12 protein-coding genes and 1 pseudogene are annotated in these 18,068 nt (G+C 66.5%); 6 read left to right on the top strand and 7 right to left on the bottom strand.

The window, feature by feature from the left end:
• Positions 1–2: 2 nt before the first annotated feature.
• The 3 genes and pseudogenes from JD971_RS15680 to JD971_RS15690 all read right to left on the bottom strand — a co-directional run bounded on the left by JD971_RS15680 (position 3) and on the right by JD971_RS15690 (position 6,253).
• A pseudogene (locus JD971_RS15680) lies at positions 3–3,530 on the bottom strand (error-prone DNA polymerase).
• A 12-nt stretch (positions 3,531–3,542) separates the two neighbouring features.
• A complete protein-coding gene (locus JD971_RS15685) occupies positions 3,543–5,009 on the bottom strand; it encodes a UdgX family uracil-DNA binding protein (protein WP_202084855.1) in 1,467 nt (488 codons plus the stop codon).
• Positions 5,006–6,253 carry a putative DNA modification/repair radical SAM protein gene (locus JD971_RS15690; RefSeq protein ID WP_202084856.1) on the bottom strand — a complete coding sequence of 416 codons (1,248 nt, stop codon included), beginning with the start codon at positions 6,251–6,253 and terminating at the stop codon, positions 5,006–5,008. The genes JD971_RS15685 and JD971_RS15690 overlap by 4 nt, the downstream gene beginning before the upstream one ends.
• Positions 6,254–6,430: 177 nt before the next feature.
• Here JD971_RS15690 and JD971_RS15695 point away from each other — a divergent pair, with 177 nt between their 5' ends.
• The 3 genes from JD971_RS15695 to JD971_RS15705 all read left to right on the top strand — a co-directional run bounded on the left by JD971_RS15695 (position 6,431) and on the right by JD971_RS15705 (position 10,580).
• A complete protein-coding gene (locus JD971_RS15695; protein ID WP_202084857.1) occupies positions 6,431–8,515 on the top strand; it encodes an HAD-IIB family hydrolase in 2,085 nt (694 codons plus the stop codon).
• Positions 8,512–9,480 carry a glycosyltransferase gene (locus JD971_RS15700; RefSeq protein ID WP_236672146.1) on the top strand — a complete coding sequence of 323 codons (969 nt, stop codon included), beginning with the start codon at positions 8,512–8,514 and terminating at the stop codon, positions 9,478–9,480. The genes JD971_RS15695 and JD971_RS15700 overlap by 4 nt, the downstream gene beginning before the upstream one ends.
• Positions 9,481–9,656: 176 nt before the next feature.
• Positions 9,657–10,580 (top strand): galactosyltransferase-related protein, encoded by a 924-nt coding sequence (locus JD971_RS15705; protein ID WP_202084858.1) that lies wholly within the window; start codon positions 9,657–9,659, stop codon positions 10,578–10,580.
• Here JD971_RS15705 and JD971_RS15710 read toward each other — a convergent pair.
• Positions 10,502–11,743 carry a glycosyltransferase gene (locus JD971_RS15710; protein WP_202084859.1) on the bottom strand — a complete coding sequence of 414 codons (1,242 nt, stop codon included), beginning with the start codon at positions 11,741–11,743 and terminating at the stop codon, positions 10,502–10,504. The two genes, JD971_RS15705 and JD971_RS15710, sit on opposite strands and share 79 nt — an antisense overlap.
• 17 nt (positions 11,744–11,760) lie before the next feature.
• Here JD971_RS15710 and JD971_RS15715 point away from each other — a divergent pair, with 17 nt between their 5' ends.
• Positions 11,761–12,546, top strand: a complete 786-nt coding sequence (locus tag JD971_RS15715; RefSeq protein WP_256435316.1) for a sulfotransferase — start codon at positions 11,761–11,763, stop codon at positions 12,544–12,546.
• Here the strand turns inward: JD971_RS15715 and JD971_RS15720 are convergent.
• Positions 12,537–14,141 carry a DUF6504 family protein gene (locus JD971_RS15720; RefSeq protein ID WP_202084861.1) on the bottom strand — a complete coding sequence of 535 codons (1,605 nt, stop codon included), beginning with the start codon at positions 14,139–14,141 and terminating at the stop codon, positions 12,537–12,539. The genes JD971_RS15715 and JD971_RS15720 overlap by 10 nt on opposite strands.
• On the bottom strand, positions 14,029–14,865 hold the full coding sequence (locus tag JD971_RS15725; RefSeq protein ID WP_202084862.1) for a hypothetical protein: 837 nt from the start codon (positions 14,863–14,865) through the stop codon (positions 14,029–14,031). The genes JD971_RS15720 and JD971_RS15725 overlap by 113 nt, the downstream gene beginning before the upstream one ends.
• 270 nt (positions 14,866–15,135) lie before the next feature.
• Between JD971_RS15725 and JD971_RS15730 the strand changes: the two genes are divergently transcribed.
• Entirely contained in the window at positions 15,136–15,531 is a 396-nt protein-coding gene (locus JD971_RS15730; protein WP_236672147.1) for a pyridoxamine 5'-phosphate oxidase family protein, read from the top strand.
• A gap of 68 nt (positions 15,532–15,599) precedes the next feature.
• On the opposite strand, the gene JD971_RS15735 is transcribed toward JD971_RS15730, so the two are convergent.
• The gene (locus JD971_RS15735; protein ID WP_202084863.1) at positions 15,600–17,066 is read right to left on the bottom strand and encodes a sodium-dependent transporter; all 1,467 of its coding nucleotides are present in this window, start codon (positions 17,064–17,066) and stop codon (positions 15,600–15,602) included.
• 111 nt (positions 17,067–17,177) lie between these two features.
• Here JD971_RS15735 and panB point away from each other — a divergent pair, with 111 nt between their 5' ends.
• Positions 17,178–18,053 carry a 3-methyl-2-oxobutanoate hydroxymethyltransferase gene (gene panB, locus JD971_RS15740; RefSeq protein ID WP_202084864.1) on the top strand — a complete coding sequence of 292 codons (876 nt, stop codon included), beginning with the start codon at positions 17,178–17,180 and terminating at the stop codon, positions 18,051–18,053.
• The last annotated feature ends 15 nt before the right edge of the window (positions 18,054–18,068 follow it).

The raw sequence follows: 18,068 nt of genomic DNA on the forward strand, positions 1-18,068 counted from the left end.
CCTCAATGAAAGTCACGAGAGCGCGGCAGTATCCTGACATTGCGCGGATGGCCGCCGCGAAAGCCGCATTCGCGATTGTCGCCGGGTGGCGGCTGCCACGGGTCGAGCGGGGGTTTGGGATGGGCAGGATCGTCGCGCCCCTCCCGCAATTCGTCGCGCGGGCCGAATTTCGTCGGCAACGGGTGGCTCACATGGTCGGCACGGGCCAGATCGGTACGGATCAGGTCGTCGGACAGCGCCATCAATGCCGGGGTCGCATCCACCATGTGCTGCACAATGACATGGACCACGTCGTCGTCATATTCGACGCGCCCGCGCACTTCCATCAGGCGTGCGCCCATCACCACCTTGCGATATTTCTCCTTGAGATCGGGCCACACGACGAGATTCGCGACGCCGGTCTCATCCTCCAGCGTGATGAAGCACACGCCCTTCGCGCTGCCCGGCCTCTGCCGGATCAGCACCACGCCCGCGACATGGATCATCGAGCGGAACTTGCGCGCGCGCAGGTCGCAGGCCCGCACGAAACCCCGCTCGGCCAGATCGGCCCGCAGGAACGCCATCGGATGCGCTTTCAATGACAGGCGCGTCGTCTGGTAATCGGCGACGACCTCCTCCGACATGGGCATCGACGGCAGGCGGGTGGGCACGGCCTCTGCCCCTTCGTCGCGCGCATCGGCATGGGCGAACAAGGGCAGCGCCGGGGCGGACACCAGGCTGCGCGCATCCCAGAGCGCCTGCCGCCGCGCGAGGTTCAGCGACCCGAACGCATCGGCGCTGGCAAGCCGCTCGACATGTGCGACCGGAATGCCGGATCGTTCGCGAATGGCCGCGACATCGGCGAAATCGCCGCCTGCATCGCGCGCATCGATCACCATCGCGGCGACATGTTCGGGGAACCCGTCCACCTGACGAAAGCCGAGGCGCAACGCCATGCGCCCCCGCCCCGCCTGCTCCCCCGCCTGCTCCAGCGTGCAGTCCCATTGCGACCGGTTCACGTCCACGGGCCGGATTTCCACGCCATGTTCGGCGGCATCGCGCACGATCTGCGCCGGCGCGTAAAATCCCATCGGCTGCGAATTGAGCAGGGCGCAGGCAAACGCGGCCGGGTAATGGCATTTCAGCCAGCTCGACACATAGACCAGATGCGCAAAGCTCGCCGCGTGGCTTTCGGGAAAGCCATATTCGCCGAAACCGCGGATCTGGTTGAAGCACCGCTGCGCGAATTCGCGGTCGTACCCGCGCCCCACCATGCGTTCGACCATCATGTCCTGCAATTCGTCGACCATGCCGCGCGACCGGAACGTGGCCATCGCCTTGCGCAGGCGGTTCGCCTCGACGCTGGAAAATTTCGCGGCGTCGAGCGCGATCTTCATCGCCTGCTCCTGAAAGATCGGCACGCCCAGCGTCCGGCCGAGGATCGAGGATAATTCGTCGGGCGGGCCATGCGCGGGACCGGGTGCGGGGATCTGTACCGCCTCCTCGCCGCGCCGGCGTTTCAGATAGGGGTGCACCATGTCCCCCTGAATCGGGCCGGGACGCACGATCGCGACCTGAATCACAAGATCGTAGAATTCGCGCGGGCGAAGGCGCGGCAGCATGTTCATCTGCGCCCGGCTTTCCACCTGGAACACGCCGAGGCTGTCGCCCTTGCGCAGCATGGCATAGGTTTCGGCATCCTCGCGCGGGACGGTGGCCAGCGTCATCCGGCGGCCATGATGATCGCCGACGAGGTTGAGACATTTGCGAATACAGGTCAGCATGCCGAGCGCCAGGACGTCGACTTTCAGAATGCCCAGCGCCTCGATATCGTCCTTGTCCCATTCGATGAAGCTGCGGTCCGGCATCGCCCCATTGCCGATCGGCACGGTTTCGGTCAGCGCCCCTTCGGTCAGGATGAAACCGCCAACGTGCTGCGACAAATGGCGCGGCATTCCAATCATTTGCCGCGTAATCTTCAAAACCCGCCGCAAATGTGGATCGGTAATGTCGAGCCCGGTTTCCGCCGCGTGCGCCTCGCCGATTTCCCGGCCCATGCCGCCCCATACCGTCCCGGCGAGCGCGGATGTCACATCCTCCGACAGACCCATCGCCTTGCCCACCTCGCGGATGGCCATGCGCGGGCGGTAATGGATCACCGTCGCGCACAGCCCGGCCCGCTGCCGCCCGTATGTCCTGTAGATATGCTGGATCACCTCCTCGCGCCGTTCGTGTTCGAAATCGACGTCAATATCGGGCGGCTCCTTGCGTTCCTCCGATATGAAGCGGTCGAACAAAAGCGCATGGCGCGCCGGATCGACCGAGGTAATCTCGAGGCAATAGCACACCGCCGAATTGGCCGCGCTGCCCCGCCCCTGACACAGGATGGGCGGTTCCTGCCCACGTGCGAAATCGACGATATCCTTGATGGTCAGGAAATAGCGCGCGAGGTCGAGCTTCCCGATCAACGCCAGCTCGCGTTCCAGCGTTGCGCGAATACTATCCGGCAAACCATTGGGATATCGTCGTTTTGCCCCCTCCCACGTCTGTGCCTCCAGATAGCCCTGCGGCGTCTGCCCGTCGGGATAGATCTCTTCCGGATATTCGTAGCGCAATTCGTCGAGGCTGAAATCGCAGGCATCGGCAACCTCCCGCGCCGCCGCGATCGCATGGGGCCAGTCGCGGAACAGCCGGACCATGTCCTCCGGCCCTTTCAGATAGCGTTCCGCATTGGCGTGCAGCAGATGGCCCGCCTTCGCCACCGTGGTCTTGTGCCGGATCGCGGTCATCACATCCTGAAGCGGGCGGCATCCGGGCGCATGATAATGCACGTCATTGGTGGCGAGGATCGCCATGCCATGGGCGCGCGCCATCCGGTCGAGCTGCGCGATCCGCGCCAAATCGTCACCGATATAGACGAGGCTGGCCGCGACATGGCGCAGGCTCGGCAACATGCGGGACAGATGGGGCAGCAAGGTCTCGAAACATCCCGTCATGCGGCCATCGGCCACGGGCTGTTCGGCACCGGGAAAGGCGACGACATTGCCCGGCGCGCAAATCGTGAATTGCGTGGCAAGATCGGCCTACGGCACCGCGATCAGCTGCACCCCCTCGGCATGGTTCGCGAGCATGGCGAGATCGATCTCGCACACGCCCTTGTCCTGCCACTCACCGCTCAGCGTCTGCATCCGCCCGGTGGAAATCAGGCGACACAACCGGCCATAGGCGGCGCGGTCGGTGGGATAGGCGAGAAAGGCCAGCCCCTCCACCGTTTCGATGCGGCAACCGATGACGGGGCGCAGCTTCGCCGTCCGCGCCTCGGTATGGATGCGCACCACGCCCGCCATCGAATTGACGTCGGCAATGCCCATCGCATCATAGCCCAGCGCCCGCGCGGTCTCGACCAGATCGACCGCATCCGAAGCCCCGCGCAGGAACGAGAAACAGCTGATCAGCCCCAGCTCCACGAAGGGCGCGCGGGGTGGCGGGTCAAAGCCGTCGGGATCGCCCTCAATCCGGCGGCGTGCGGGGGTCAGCGGTGCATCGGGCATCGGACATCGCCATTATGCATGGGTCAGTTCGGACAGCCGCTCTGCCACCGCGGCGAGATCGGCATCGAAAAGCCGTTGCTGCTCCTCCCGCGCCGCGCCGTCGAGGCGGAGGAGATAGGACGGGTGCGCCGTCACCCACAATTCGCTTCCGTCATCCAGCGGATGGGCGGTGCCGCGCGCCTTGGTGATGCTGACCGTCTTGCCCAGCATGCCGCGCGCCGCGCTCGCCCCCAGTGCCAGCACGAGTTTCGGGCGCACGATGGCGCGTTCGCTCTCCACCCACCAGCGGCAGATGTCGATCTCCTTCGCCGTGGGCGACTGGTGAATGCGGCGCTTTCCACGCTGCGTGACCTTGGGCGTGAACTTGAAATGCTTGACCGTGTTGGTGACATAGGCGGTGGCCCGGTCGATGCCCGCCTTTTCAAGATGCACGTCGAGCAATTGCCCCGCCGGCCCGACGAAGGGGCGGCCCTGCTGATCCTCCTGATCGCCGGGTTGTTCGCCCACGATCATGAGGGGGGCACCGCGCGGCCCTTCGCCCATGACGGCGGTATTGTCGAGCTCGCCGATCGGGCAGCGGGCGCAGGCATGGATCGCCTTTTCGATCGCGGCCAGCGTTTCGGGCCGTTCGCCCATGTCGATTTCGCCGGCCTTCACCATCGTCGCCTCCCGTGCCTGCGCGCCCGCGACAAGCGCGGGAATCATCTGCGCCTCGGGCATGTTTTTCCAGTATTTGCGCGGCATTTCCTTCATCATCGCGCCGATCTTCAGACGCGCGGGGTTGAAGATGGAGGCATAGTAGCCGCGCCACAATTCCTCCGCATCGTCGCCGGTCGGCGCGTCGGCGCGGGTGGCGGGCGGCCCTTCGCGCAGCACCTCTCCGTCCCAGTGCAGCGTCCCCCGCGGGGTCAGGATCGACCAGCGCATATTGGCGAAGCGCCGCACGAAAAAGCCCGCATTGTGCCGCAATATGTGGTGGAACGGTTCGAACCACGCGATGTAATGCTCGGTCCCGTCCTCGTCCTTCGTTTCGCGAAAGCGCAGGAAGGCCCGCATCTTGTGAATATCGCGCCGCACCGCGCGGGCCATGTCGGCCAGCTTGCGAATATCGCCCTCGGCGGCATCCTCGATCAGCCGGGGCCGCGTCTGCAACCGCCAGAGCGTGCGGTAAAGAATGGAAAACCGTTCCGGATCAGAGTGAAGGATAACAGTCTTCGCAATATCCATGAAGCGTCGCGACACGCGCGGCTGCGGCGCATCGCCGGGCGCGGTGGGCAGGCGGCGGTCGCCATGGGTGAACAGATCGCCGGCGCTTCCACCCGGTTCGGTCCACGCCACGCGGTCGGGCGGCACATCCGCCATCAACAGGCGGCGGGCCTGATCGCGCCACCCCTCGAAATCGTCGCTCTCGGCCAAGGGTACCACATAATAGGTGCCCAGCTTCACATGAGCCAGCCTGTCCTGCGCCGGCGCACTCATGCGGCGAACAGCTCCAGCTGCCGGTCCTGCGGCGGGGCGATCAGCGTTTTCAGGTCGGCCCGGTCGGTCAGCAATGTCGGGCGCCAGTCTGCGGCAATGAGGAACGGGCGCACCTTCGTGAGCGACACGGTCATCTTCGCCACATCGTCCAGCCGTAGCCGCCGATGCCGCCGCGCCGACAGGATCTGCCCCACCGCCCGCGTGCCCAGCCCCGGCACGCGCAGTAACATTTCACGCGAAGCCCGGTTCACATCCACCGGAAATTGCTCCCGAAATTTGAGAGCCCAGGCCAGCTTGGGATCGATGTCGAGCGGCAACATCCCGTCCGCCCCCGCCGCCTGCCCGACCTCCTGCGGCGAATAGCCGTAGAACCGCATCAGCCAGTCCGATTGATAGAGCCGGTGTTCGCGGATCAAGGGCGGACGCTTCAACGGCAGGACCGCGCTTGCATCGGGGATCGGGCTGAACGCGCTGTAATATACGCGGCGCAGCGCATGCCGGTAGTAAAGGCTGCTGGCGCGGGTGACGATATCGGTGTCGCTCGCCCCGTCGGCGCCGACGATCATCTGCGTCGACTGGCCTACAGGCGCAAATCGCGGCGCGTGGCGGAACCGCTTGCGCGCATCCACCGCCTCCGTGATGTCGCTGCCCATGCGGCCCATCGCGCCGTCGATCTGCCCTGCGTTCTTGTCGGGCGCCAGCCGGTTCAACCCGGCATCGGTCGGCAATTCGACATTGATCGACACGCGATCGGCATAAAGCCCGGCGCGGTGAATGATCTCCGGGTCCGCCTCGGGAATGGTTTTCAGGTGGATATAGCCGCGAAAATCATGTTCCTCGCGCAGGATACGGGCCGCCTCCACCAATTGCTCCATCGTGTGATCCGACGATTTCACGATGCCGGAGGACAGGAACAATCCCTCGATATAATTGCGCTTGTAGAATGCGATGGTGAGATCGGCGACCTCCTGCGGCGTGAAGCGTGCGCGCTCCACGTTCGAACTCTTGCGATTGATGCAGTAATGGCAATCGAAGATGCAATGATTGGTCATCAGCACCTTGAGCAGCGAGATGCACCGCCCGTCGGGCGCATAGGCGTGACAAATGCCCATCCCCTCGGTCGAGCCGATGCCCTTGCCGCCGCGGCTGTCCCGTTTGGACGTCCCCGACGACGCGCAGGACGCATCGTATTTCGCCGCATCGGCGAGGATCTTCAATCGGTCGAGAATCGGTTTCTGAGCCATGGGCACCTCTTTTTATGTTCTATAAATGTTCTTTTAGATAGAGGCCAGAACAAAACGGAACCAAACAGGCGCCGGCGAGGCTCCGCCCCCTTTCGGACAGCCCGCCGGAAAAAACGTATTAACCTTAATCAGTTTGAGGAACGGGTATCGCCAGCAACGATTGAACGTTCGGGTTTCATGACCGGGGATCATTCCTTGCATATCGTTTCATTGGCGCTGGGTGGATGTTTGCGGGGCGAACCCGTTGCCTATGGCATTACCGAAGATACCGGCGGGCATATCGCCTATATCCTGGGTGAGATGCGCGCGCTTGCCGCACATGGCGCGGTGACGCAGGCAGAGATTGTCACACGCCTCTTCGACGCGCCCGAACTCGGCGCGATCCATGGGTGCGCGCACGAACCGCTCGGCCCCAAGCTGTCCATCACGCGGATCGACAGCGGCAACCGCGCCTATCTCGCGAAGGAGGCTCTTGCCGCCGACCGGGATGCCTTCGCGCGCGCGTTCATTACCCATCTGCGCGCGCGGGACCGGCTGCCCGATCTCATCCATGCTCATTTCGCCGACGCGGCCGATGTCGCGGCGCGGGTCCGGCGCGAACTGGGCATTCCCTTCATCTACACCGCCCATTCGCTCGGCATCGACAAGCGCGATTGCGCGATGGCGCCCCGCGATACGCCCACGTTGCAAGCGCGCATCGCGGAGGAGGACGCGGCGATCGCCCGCGCCGACGCTATCGTGGCGAGCTCCGTCGACGAGTGTGAGCGCCAATTGCCCGCCTACCCGTCCGCCGATGCGGCGCGCATTCATCGTCTGCGTCCCGGCGTCGACATGACGGTGCCCGATGCCGCGGCGCGTGCGGGGGCGGCGGCCATGATTGCCCCGTTCCTGCGCCATGCGGACAGGCCCATCGTGCTCGCCGTGGCGCGCCCGGTGGCAAAGAAGAATCTCGTCGCCCTGGTCGAGGCGTTCGGGCGCGATCCCCGATTGCGGCACCGGGCCAATCTGGTCCTGCTCGCCGGTCTGCGCAAAGGGCTTGTCGGCGGGGAGCCGGAGCAGGATCGCGTGCTGTCCGGCATTGCCGACGCGATCGACCGTCACGATCTGCATGGCCATGTCGCGTGGCCCCGCAACCATTCGCGCGACGAGGTTCAGGCGCTCTACGCCCTTGCCCGCGACAGCGGCGGCGTGTTCGTCAATCCGGCACTGACCGAACCCTATGGCCTGACCCTGATCGAGGCGGCGTCGCACGGCCTCCCCGTGGTGGCGACATGCCGGGGCGGGCCGGCTGATATCGTCGGCGAGCTGGAAAACGGATTGCTGGTGGAGCCGACGGACCGGGCCGAAATCGCAAATGCGGTACGTACCCTGATCGAGGATCGCCCATTATGGCTGCGCGCATCGAACAGCGGGCGCGAGGGTGTGCGCTCGATGGGCTGGGACCGCTATGCCAGCGGGTTCGTCGCGCTGGCGCGGGAAGTGACCGGGCGGGTGGTGGCGAACCGTGCCGTTATGCCCGTGCCCCGCGCGCTCGCCCTTTGCGACATCGACAATACGCTCACCGGATGCGCCGAAGGTGCGCGGAGGTTAAGCGCCTATCTCGCCCGCCATCGCGACACCGTCTTTGGCGTGGCGACGGGCCGCTCCATCCTCGAGGCGCAGCGTGTCCTGCGCGAATGGTCGCTCCCCTTTCCCTCCGTCTGGGTGACCTCGGTGGGGAGCGAGATCTACTGGCAACGGGGCGAGGATCGTATCGCCGATCACGATTATGCGCGGTCCCTCGCACGGGGATGGGACGGCGACGCGGTTCACGATGCCCTGCGCGACCTGCCCACCCTCACGCCGCAGGGGCGCAGCGAGCAACGCGAATTCAAGCGCAGCTATTTCCTCCACGATCCCGCCCGGCTTGCGCAGGTGCGCGAACGGCTCGACCGGGCGGGATTGAAGACGCGCGTGATCTTCAGCCACGAAAAGCTGCTCGACATCCTCCCCGTGGAGGGCGGAAAGGCGGCGGCGATGCGCCATGTCGCCACCACGCTCGGCCTCACGCCAGAGGATGTTTTCGCCGCCGGGGACAGCGGCAACGATATCGACATGCTGACCGATTGCCGCAACGCGATCCTCGTCGGCAATCACGCGCCCGAGCTCGCACGGTTGAGCGAGCGGGACAATGTCTACCTCACCCGGCGCCATCATGCCGGAGGCACGCTGGAGGGGATTGTCGCCCATCGTTTCGCGCGCCGGCGGGGCGTCGCGGCATGACCGGCGATCCGCGTCGCGCGGTCGGCTATTTCGTCCATCATCAGGGGCGCGGCCATGCCGAACGGGCCGCAGCGATCGCCAACCGGCTTATCGATTGCCGCCCCGTCAACCTGTTTTGTGCGCGCAGCGATATTTTCCCGGAACTCGACCCGCGCATCGAGCGCATCGCCATTCCTTCGCTGTTCGAGCCGGAGGGCGCCGCCCCGCCCCGGCTCGACGCGATGCCGACGCCCGATACGCTGCATTGCGCGCCGGTCGGATGGTCCACCATCACGCGCGCGGTCGCGGCGATTACCGGGTGGTTCGACGATGCGGCGCCCGCCTTGTTCGTGACCGATGTTTCGGCAGAGCTGGGCCAGCTCGCGCGGATCGCATCGGTGCCGCATGTCGCGGTGCTGCAACATGGCGACCGCTCCGATCCCGGCCACATGGCATCCTACGCCGCTGCGGCCGGCCTTCTCGCCCCCTACCACGCCGATCTGGAGCAGCCGGAACGACCCCATTGGATGCAGGCGAAGACCCACTACGCCCCCGGTGTCGGGGTGGATATGACCGCGCTGCCCACGCGCGACGCGGCGCGGGAGCGGCTATCCCTGTCGCAGGATGCGGAGATCGTCCTTGTCCTTGCCGGCGGCGGCGGCACGGGTACGCCGACGGCGCCGCTTACGCTCGGCGCGCGGGACGATGCGGGGGCGCAATGGTTCACCATCGGCACGATCGCGAGCGAATGGCACGAAACGCCGCCGGGCAATCTTCGCCACATGGGATGGGTCGACAATCCGCAGGACTGGATCGCGGCGGCGGATCGCATCGTGTCGAGCTGCGGCAACACCACGGTGCAGATGGTGTGCGCCGCTGGCAAACCATGGATCGTCGTGCCCGAATGGCGCTATTTCGATGAGCAATTGCGCAAGGCGGATGCCCTGGCGCGCGCCGGGGTCGCGGCCGTCACGCCGCACTGGTAAGCGCATGCGGGCCGATGGCGCGCATTGTGGGACGCGGCACGCGCGATTCACGCGGAACGACAACGCGCCATGGTGCGCGACGATGCCGCGGCGCAGGCAGCACGATGGCTCGACCATCTCGCCACCGATCTGTGGGCGGGCGCAGGGGTGCCCCTTCGCGAAAGGCAGGATTGCGCATGAAAATCTCGATATGCACGCTGGCGAGCGGACGGGCCGCGCATCTGCGCAACCTGGTGCTCGGCCTGATGGAGAGCGAGCGGGCACCGGACGAGCTGATCGTGGCGGTGTTGCAGGATGCGCCCTATGACCTGCCGGCGGCGCCGTTCGCTGTGACGCAGATCGTTCTGGGCAGCGACGGCGTGCCGTTGTCGCTGGGCCGGAATACGGCGGCGGGCGGGGCGACGGGCGATCTGCTGATCTTCCTCGACGTGGACTGCGTGCCGCACCCCGCACTCGTCGGCGATTATGCGAAGGCCGCGCGCGACCATACAGGCGTGCTGATGGGCGAGGTCGGCTATCTGCCGCGCGGCGCGACCGCGAACGGCGTGGATTTCGCGCATTTCGAACGCGTCTCCGTGCGCCATTCCGAACGCCCCGGCCCACCCGAAGCTGCGGTCGGGCCGTGCCGGGATTACCGGTGTTTCTGGTCGTTGAACTTCGCCATATCGGCGGCGGATTTCGCGCGGACCGGCGGTTTCGACGAACGCTATACCGGCTATGGCGGGGAGGATACGGATTTCGGGCGCGTGGTCGCCGCCTGCGGACTTCCGCTCCAATGGGTGCGCGGGGCGAAGGCGTATCATCAATATCACCCGCACCACATGCCGCCTGTGCATCACCTCGACAGCGTGATGGCCAATGCGCATCGCTTTGCCGAAAAATGGGGCGAACCCACGATGCAGCACTGGATGCGGGCGTTCACACTCATGGGGCTGACCCGGCGGGACGGCGCGGGGTGGGTAAAACTGCGCGAGCCGGAGGAGCGCGACCTCGCCCTCACCCGGCAGGAGGAGGACCAGCCCTATGCCAGCAGCGCGCGCGTGCTCGATCTGCTGGAACGCGCCGCGGCGAAGGATGCGGCCTCGATCGCCGCGGAATAGCGCGCCTCGTACCCGGCAATCATCGCCGCGGTGGAAAGCATGGTTTCGGCGTGGCGGCGGCATCGGGCGGGGTCGATGGCGTGAATAGCGCCGATGGCCCGTGCCATGGCCCCGGTATCGCTGGCCGGTACGACGATCCCGCAATCGCCGATCACCTCGCGCATGGCGCCGCGGTCGAATGCGATGACAGGAACGCCTGAGGCGAGCGCCTCCGCCGCGACGAGACCGAAGGGTTCGTCCCACATCGGCGTCACCAACACCGCCCGCGCCCGCGCCACGGCGGCGCGGAGCACAGTGCCGCTGGCATGGCCTTTATAGACAATATCGGGGCCGAGCGCGGGTGCGACGCGATCCGAGAAATATTGCTCGTCCTCGACCGGGCCGTAGATGTCGAGCGCGGCATCCGCCTCTCGCGCGGCGGCGATCGCCTCGGCCAGCCCCTTGTTCGGGGTGATCCGCCCATACCATAACAGGCGGTCGCCGCGGGTCGCGGGCTGCCATTCGGCGCAGGACACGCCATTGGGCACGACCGCAAAATTGGCGGGCGCATCGCGGGCCTGTGCCCCGTCCGGCCCCAATCCGGCGAGCCAGAGCGGCATCTGGCTCTGCGAAGTCAGCGTGATTTGCGCGTGGTTGCATCCGGCGACGGCATGCACCGCCTCCCGCATTTTTCCGAAAGGGGGCACATGCTGCGACGTGACCATCGGCACGCCTTCCTCCGCCGCCCGTTCGATGAGGTCGGGGAACAGCGAATTGTTATGCACCACGTCGAATTCGCGGTTACGAAACCCCACCCGGATCGCGGTCCATGCCCGGTCGAAGGCCGCACGTTGATACCGGTCGAGCCGGGGCGTACCGCGCCATTGCGCCCAGGGCAGGACAGCCTCGTAAGGCGCGTCGCATATCGGCACGAGGTCGGGATCCTCGCCCCCCGGCGCCGCGAACAGCGTTACGTCGTGCCCCGCATCGCGAAGCCCGCGCGACAATTGCACGGCATGCGCCTCCATCCCGCCCATGAACGGTTCGGTGAGCGGGTGGCGAATATGCGCGACGACGGCGATCTTCATAGACGGGGCGGTCTTGACCGGCGGGTCGGGGCGGGACGAGCGGGAGAATTTCGCATGTGGCGAGAAACGGGTGGAACCGGTGGCGGTTCCGCTCATTGGATGGCCTTGTGACTGTGACGCCGCGCCCCCACCGATATGCCTTCGTCGCCGGATTGCACCGCACCGGGACCAGCATGACCGCGCGGCTGATCGCGGCCCATCCGCAGGTCGCCGCGATCACGAATGCGCCCGTCCCCGAAAACGAGGGATGCTATCTCCAGGGCGCCATTCCCCACGACGCAACCCACGGCATTCCGGGGCATTTCGCCACCGACCCGGCGCAACACCTGATCGAGGGGTGCCGATACGATACGCTCGCCACGCGGGACAGGATCGAGGCGGACTGGGCGCGGTGGTTCGACACGGCGGGACCGTGGCGGGTCGAGAAATCGCCGGTGAACCTCACCCGCATGCGCCTTTACCAGCAAGTGTTTCCGACGGCGCAATTCATCGTCCTCCTGCGCCACCCGGCGGCGATGGCGGGGGCGCTGGCGAAATGGAGTGACCGGCCGTTTGCCGAACTCGTCGATTACGCGCTCGACGCCTATGACATCGTGGCGCGGGATCTGGCCCGGCTGCACTGGGCCATGGTCGTGCGTTACGAGGATCTCGTTGCACGGCCCGATGCATGGACCGCGGCGTTGCACCGGTTTCTGGATCTCGAACCGGTGCCGGTCGATATGGCAATGCGCGACGGCAATGCGGATTATGCCGATGTCCCGAACATGACGCTCGATCAGGCGGCGCGGGCGGCGGAATGGGGTTATGGCGACGGGCTGTCGATCGCGCCGATGACGCCGGTGGTGCGCCACCCGTTGCGCGCCGTGCGGGAGGATGTGCAAACCCTCGTTCAGGGGTAGATCCCGTGCAGATACCACGCGGGCGGTCCGCCGCGCCCGTCGCCCGCGATCCCGTCGCGATAGAGCCAGTAACGCCGGCCCGCGCTGTCCTCGATCCTGTAATAATCGCGCAGCCGCACGGTCGAGCGTTCGCGCCACCATTCGGGCGCGATGCGTTCCGGCCCCTCCGCCCGCGCGACCTCGTGCAATTCGCCGCGCCAGCGGAACCGGCGCGGCAGGCCGTCCGGCGTTTCGTAGACCACCGCGATCTGCTCCGCCCGGTCGAGCAGTTTCAACGGGCGGGCATGGAACGCCATTTCCGCCTGCGCCGCCGGTTGCGGGGCGAGCGGCGCCTGCCATCTCACGCAGCGTTCGGGAACATGGCTCGCACGCGGGACGGGGCGGCGCACCGCATCCGCGCCCAGCCGGGTGGTCAACCGGTCGACGCACGCGGCAAGGCTGGTGCCGTGTTCCTGCGCCGCCGTGTCGAGATCGGCCTGGTTGAAATCGAGCGGCTCGGCCCAGCTTGCGGTGAGGCGCACCATCTCGATCCCGAAGCCCGCGTCGATCCCGTCCAGCTTTTCGGTGAACAGGCGGCACACGTGGGCGGCATCGCGCGTCGCGGCGGCGAGTTCGAGCCGGCGGCCCACCATCTCCCCATCCACGCGCCAGCATCCCAGCTCCAGCCGGCGCGCGCCCCGTCCCTTCCCTTCAAGCAGGCGCATCATCTCCTCCGCCAGATCGGACAGCACGATTTCGAGCAGCGGCAGATGGCGGATCGGCTCCATCAGCCGCCGCTGCACCATGGGCGCGGTTTCCCCCACCACGGGCAGCAACGGTTCGGGCACCGTGCCCAGCAATTGATCGTAGCGCAAAAGCGGGTTCGCCGTCGCCGACCGGCGCACGCGAAACCGGCGGGTCAACGCATCGCGCCCGACCCCGTGCAGATCGCCCAGCCGTTTCAGCCCCAGCCGCCGCAGCACCAGCAACACGTCATCGTCGAGCCGGAGCGCCGCCACCGGCAATTGCGACAGCCGCGCGGGCATGTCGTCATCGGGCGCGACAATGGCCTGCGCCGGGCCATGATGCGCGAGCGCCCATGCCGCACCCGCCGTGGGCGCGATGGCGATGCGCGCCGTCAATCCGCGCGCGGCGAGGATCGCGGCGGCATCGCCGATCAATCGTCTTTCCCCGCCAAACAGATGCGCCGCGCCGGTGATGTCGACGATGACCCCGTCGGGCGGGTCGAGCGCGCTCCACGGTCCCCAGCGCTGTGCCCACACGGCCAGCCGTTCGAGAAAGGCGAGATCGCCCGCGGGATCGGCGGGATGCACGGCAATCTGCGGGCATACCGCCCGCGCATCGGCCAGCATGGTGCCCGCGCGCACGCCGTGCCGCTCCGCCGCGTGGTTGGTCGCGGCAATGCGCGGTCCGTGCGCGGTTTCGGTAATCAGCGCGACGGGGGCGGCGTCCTCGCCCGCCCCCTCCAAAGGCGCGTGCCCCTCAGGCGCGGGCCGATGCCACCGCCAGCGATCGATCGCCAGCCGCGCCAGCCAGATCGCCAGCACCCGCCGGGGCGGCGCGCAGGGGCTGCCTTTCGTGTTGGCTGCGGTCATGGTCCTGTCCTGCAATATCCTGCGTGATCCACCACGCACCGGGGCGCAGGCCGCGGGCGCGGAACAATTCGCCGTGCCAGCGCGCCGCCCCGGGCGCGTTCGCGTTCCATCGCGGCGGCTGCGACGGGGCGGCGGACACCTCCCACCGCATCCGCCCTGCGCCAAGATCGCGCCGCGCATCGGGCCGCACCAGCCACAACGGCACGCCATGCCGTTCCGCGGCCAGCACCAGCCGGCGCGAGGCGGTAAAGTCCAGCGCGCGCGGATTGCCCGCGATCTCCCCGATGACAAAGGCGAGATCGCGGCACCGCACCCCCTCCTCCAGCGCAAAGAGCGCATCGCCCGCATCGCGCGCCGCGACATGGATCATCCGGTGGCGCAACGCATCGGGCAGGCCCGGCAGATAGGGTCGCCCGCCCACGCGGATCGCGGCCCGGTCCTGCACCCAGAGGAACGCGCGGTCATCCGCCGCCTCCACCCGTGCAGCCTTCGCCGCGTTCAGTGCGGCGTGCCCCATGTCGCGCGGGGCCTCCTGCGCCAGCGCCAGTGCGAGCGCGGCGGCGGCGGCCTCCCGCCCCTGTCCGAAAATATCGCCGGCACCGCGAAACCCCATGCCGGGGCGCCACTCCCCCCCTGCCCCGCGCATATGCGAAGGCGACAGCCGGCTGGCCGCGAAAAGGCCGTCGGGAAGGTCGGGAACGGGATCGGGGCGGGTCTTGTTCATGGCGGTATTTTTCCGGCGAATCGGTCTTTCACGGTTGTGGAGGCAACGGCTATGTTCTTATTATGTTCCGTTCGTTGCGTCCATTGTCATGCTCCGCGATCTCCGCATTTCATCCACAGGCGTGTGCAAAGGCGGAACGCGCGCCGTCCCCACCCGTTAAGGAGAAAACAACGAAAGGACCGACAATGTACGATCAAGGCGACGCCGACGAACTGAAGCATGAATTCTGGGAAAAGATGGCGAAATCGCCCTTCGTCATGCTGCAACTCGATGCCGACCCGGATCTGGCTCGCACCCATGACTGCGCAGCTCGACAAGCATGCCGATAGCGCGATCTGGTTCTTCACCTATCGCGACAATCGTTTCGCCACGATGGGTCCGGCCACGGCCACTTTCGCGTCGAAGGACCACGAGCTGTTCGCCCGTTTCCACGGCGTGCTGAGCGAGGAAACCAGCCGCGAACGGCTCGACAAGGAATGGAGCAATTCCGTCGAGGCATGGTTCCCCAAGGGCAAGGACGATCCCAACCTGCTGATGATGCGGATGGATTTGGGCGATGCGTCGATCTGGTCCGGCGAGATGGGTGCGATCACCACGGCCAAGATGATGCTCGGCATGGACATCACCGACGATACCAAGGGCGGACAGGCCGAAACCGCGCTCTGATCCACCGCGCAGCGTAGCAAAAGGGCCGCTCCTTTCACACGGAGCGGCCCTTTTTCGTATGCCGGGCGTCAGGCGCCGAGGATCGAGGGGAAGATGCCGATGATCAAAATCGCCATCAACGCCGCCGGACAGACCCAGCGCACCAGCACCAGATAAACCCGCAGCAACCCGCCGCCAAGGCCGGTCTCGCTATCCACGATGCGCCGTTCCGCCACCCAGCCGACGAAAATCGAGGTCAGCACCGCGGCAATCGGCATCAACAGTTTCGACGTCAGCGAATCGAGGAAATCGAACCAGCCCAAACCTTCGAACATGGGGATGAAACCGGCCGGATGCGCATCCGAAAGCGTATTGAACGACAATGCGGCCAGCACGCCGAGCGCCAGTGCCCCCGCGGTCACGATCCCGCTGGCCGGGCCGCGCGCAAGCGAGAACCGCTCCATCATCCAGGCGGTCGGCACCTCCATCAGCGCGACCGAACTCGTCAGCGCGGCAAACGCCACCATGACGAAGAACAAGAGCCCCACGAGCGATCCCGCCGGCATGTCCTGAAACGCGATGGGCAGCGATTGGAACATCAGGCCCGGCCCCGCGCTCGGCTCCAGCCCGGCGAGGAACACGATGGGAAAGATGCACAGCCCCGCGATCAGCGCCACGGCCGTATCCGCGCCCGCGATGATGAGCGACGTGCCCGCCAGATTGACGTCGCGCCCCACATACGACCCGTAGGTGATCATCCCCGCCACGCCGAGCGAGAGCGAGAAGAACGCCTGTCCCAGCGCGGCCAGCATCACTGCCCCCGTCAGCTTTTCAGGCTCGAACGTGAACAGGTAATTCACCGTATCGCCCATGGCGCCGGTAAACGCGCCATAGATGGTGATCGCCACGATGAGCACGAAAAACGCCGGCATCATCCATTTCGCCACGAATTCGATGCCGCCCGAAACGCCCCGCGCCACGAAGAACAGCGTGACCGCGATGAACACCACGTCGAGCCCGACCATCAACGGCCCGTTTCCGAACAGGCCGGGCAGGATCGCGTCGATCGTCGCCGGGTCGCGCCCCTGGAACGCGCCGCCCGCGACACCGGTGTGGAACAGGTCGGATACGAAGATGCCGATATAATACAGCACCCATCCCCCCACGACGCAGTAGAACGACAGCACGATAAACGCCGAAAGCACGCCGATCGACGCCAGCGCGCCCCAATGGCGCGACGCGCGCGATGCCGCCGCAAGCTTGAGCACCGATTGCGGTGCCGACGTCTGCCCGAACCGCCCGATCAGCGTTTCGGACAACAGCACCGGCAAGCCGATCAGCACGACGCAGAAGATGTAGAACAGGACGAACGCCCCGCCCCCGTTCGCGCCGGCCTCCGCCGGGAACCGCCACAGATTGCCCAGCCCGACCGCCGACCCGATCGCGGCCAGGATGAACGCGCTGCGCGAGGACCATCCTTCGTGGGCTTGGCCTTCGTGGGCTTGGCCTTCGTGGTCGGGGCCTTCATGCGCTGCGTCTTGTGTTGGTGCCGCCATATCTTTGCCTTCGCCCCCGGTAACCATTTGTTTCATATCTCTTGCAACGGTTTGGCCCGCATTCCAAGCGGGGCTTTGCCATATTCGCGTTCACGGGTAAAAGCCGCCACCATGTCTACCACTTTTCAGATCGACACCTCGACCAGCCGGGCGACGCCGACGCCGGCGCCGATGAAACGGCTCACCGTGCCCAAGATCACCCGGCGCAAGCAGGACGGAGAGACGGCGGAACCGCTCGTCATGCTCACCGCCTATACCGCGCGGCAGGCACAGTTGCTCGATCCGCATTGCGACATGCTGCTGGTCGGCGATTCGCTGGGGCAGGTGATTTACGGCCTGCCATCGACGCTGGCCGTGACGATGGACATGATGTGCGCCCATGGCGCCGCCGTCGTGCGCGGATCGTATCACGCGCTGGTCGTGGTCGACATGCCGTTCGGCAGTTACGAGACATCGCCACAGCACGCCTTTGAAAATGCGAGCCGGATCATGGCCGAAACCGGCGCCGCCGCGGTCAAGCTGGAGGGGGGAACGGCGATGGCCGACACCATCGCGTTCCTTTCGGCGCGGGGCATTCCGGTCATGGCGCATGTCGGGCTGACCCCGCAGGCGGTCAATGCGCTGGGCGGGTACATGGCCCGCGGGCGCAGCGAGGCGGAACATGCGAAAATCATTGCCGATGGCCGCGCGGTTGCCGAGGCCGGCGCCTTTGCCGTCGTCGCCGAAGGGGTGGTGGAGGATATCGCCATCGCGCTCACCGCGGCGGTCGCGGTCCCTGTCATCGGGATCGGCGCATCGGCCCGGTGCGACGGGCAGGTTCTCGTCACCGAAGACATGCTCGGCATGTTCGAACGGGTGCCACGCTTTGTGAAGAAATACGGCGACATCGCTGAATTCATTTCGGAAAAGGCGTCCGAATACGCCCGCGACGTGCGCGCCCGCGAATTTCCGGGACCGGAACAGATCTATCCCGCAAAGGCGGATTGAACGCCCGGCCGCGCG

Source organism: Croceicoccus sp. YJ47 (genome assembly GCF_016745095.1).
In the GTDB taxonomy this organism is placed as follows: domain Bacteria; phylum Pseudomonadota; class Alphaproteobacteria; order Sphingomonadales; family Sphingomonadaceae; genus Croceicoccus.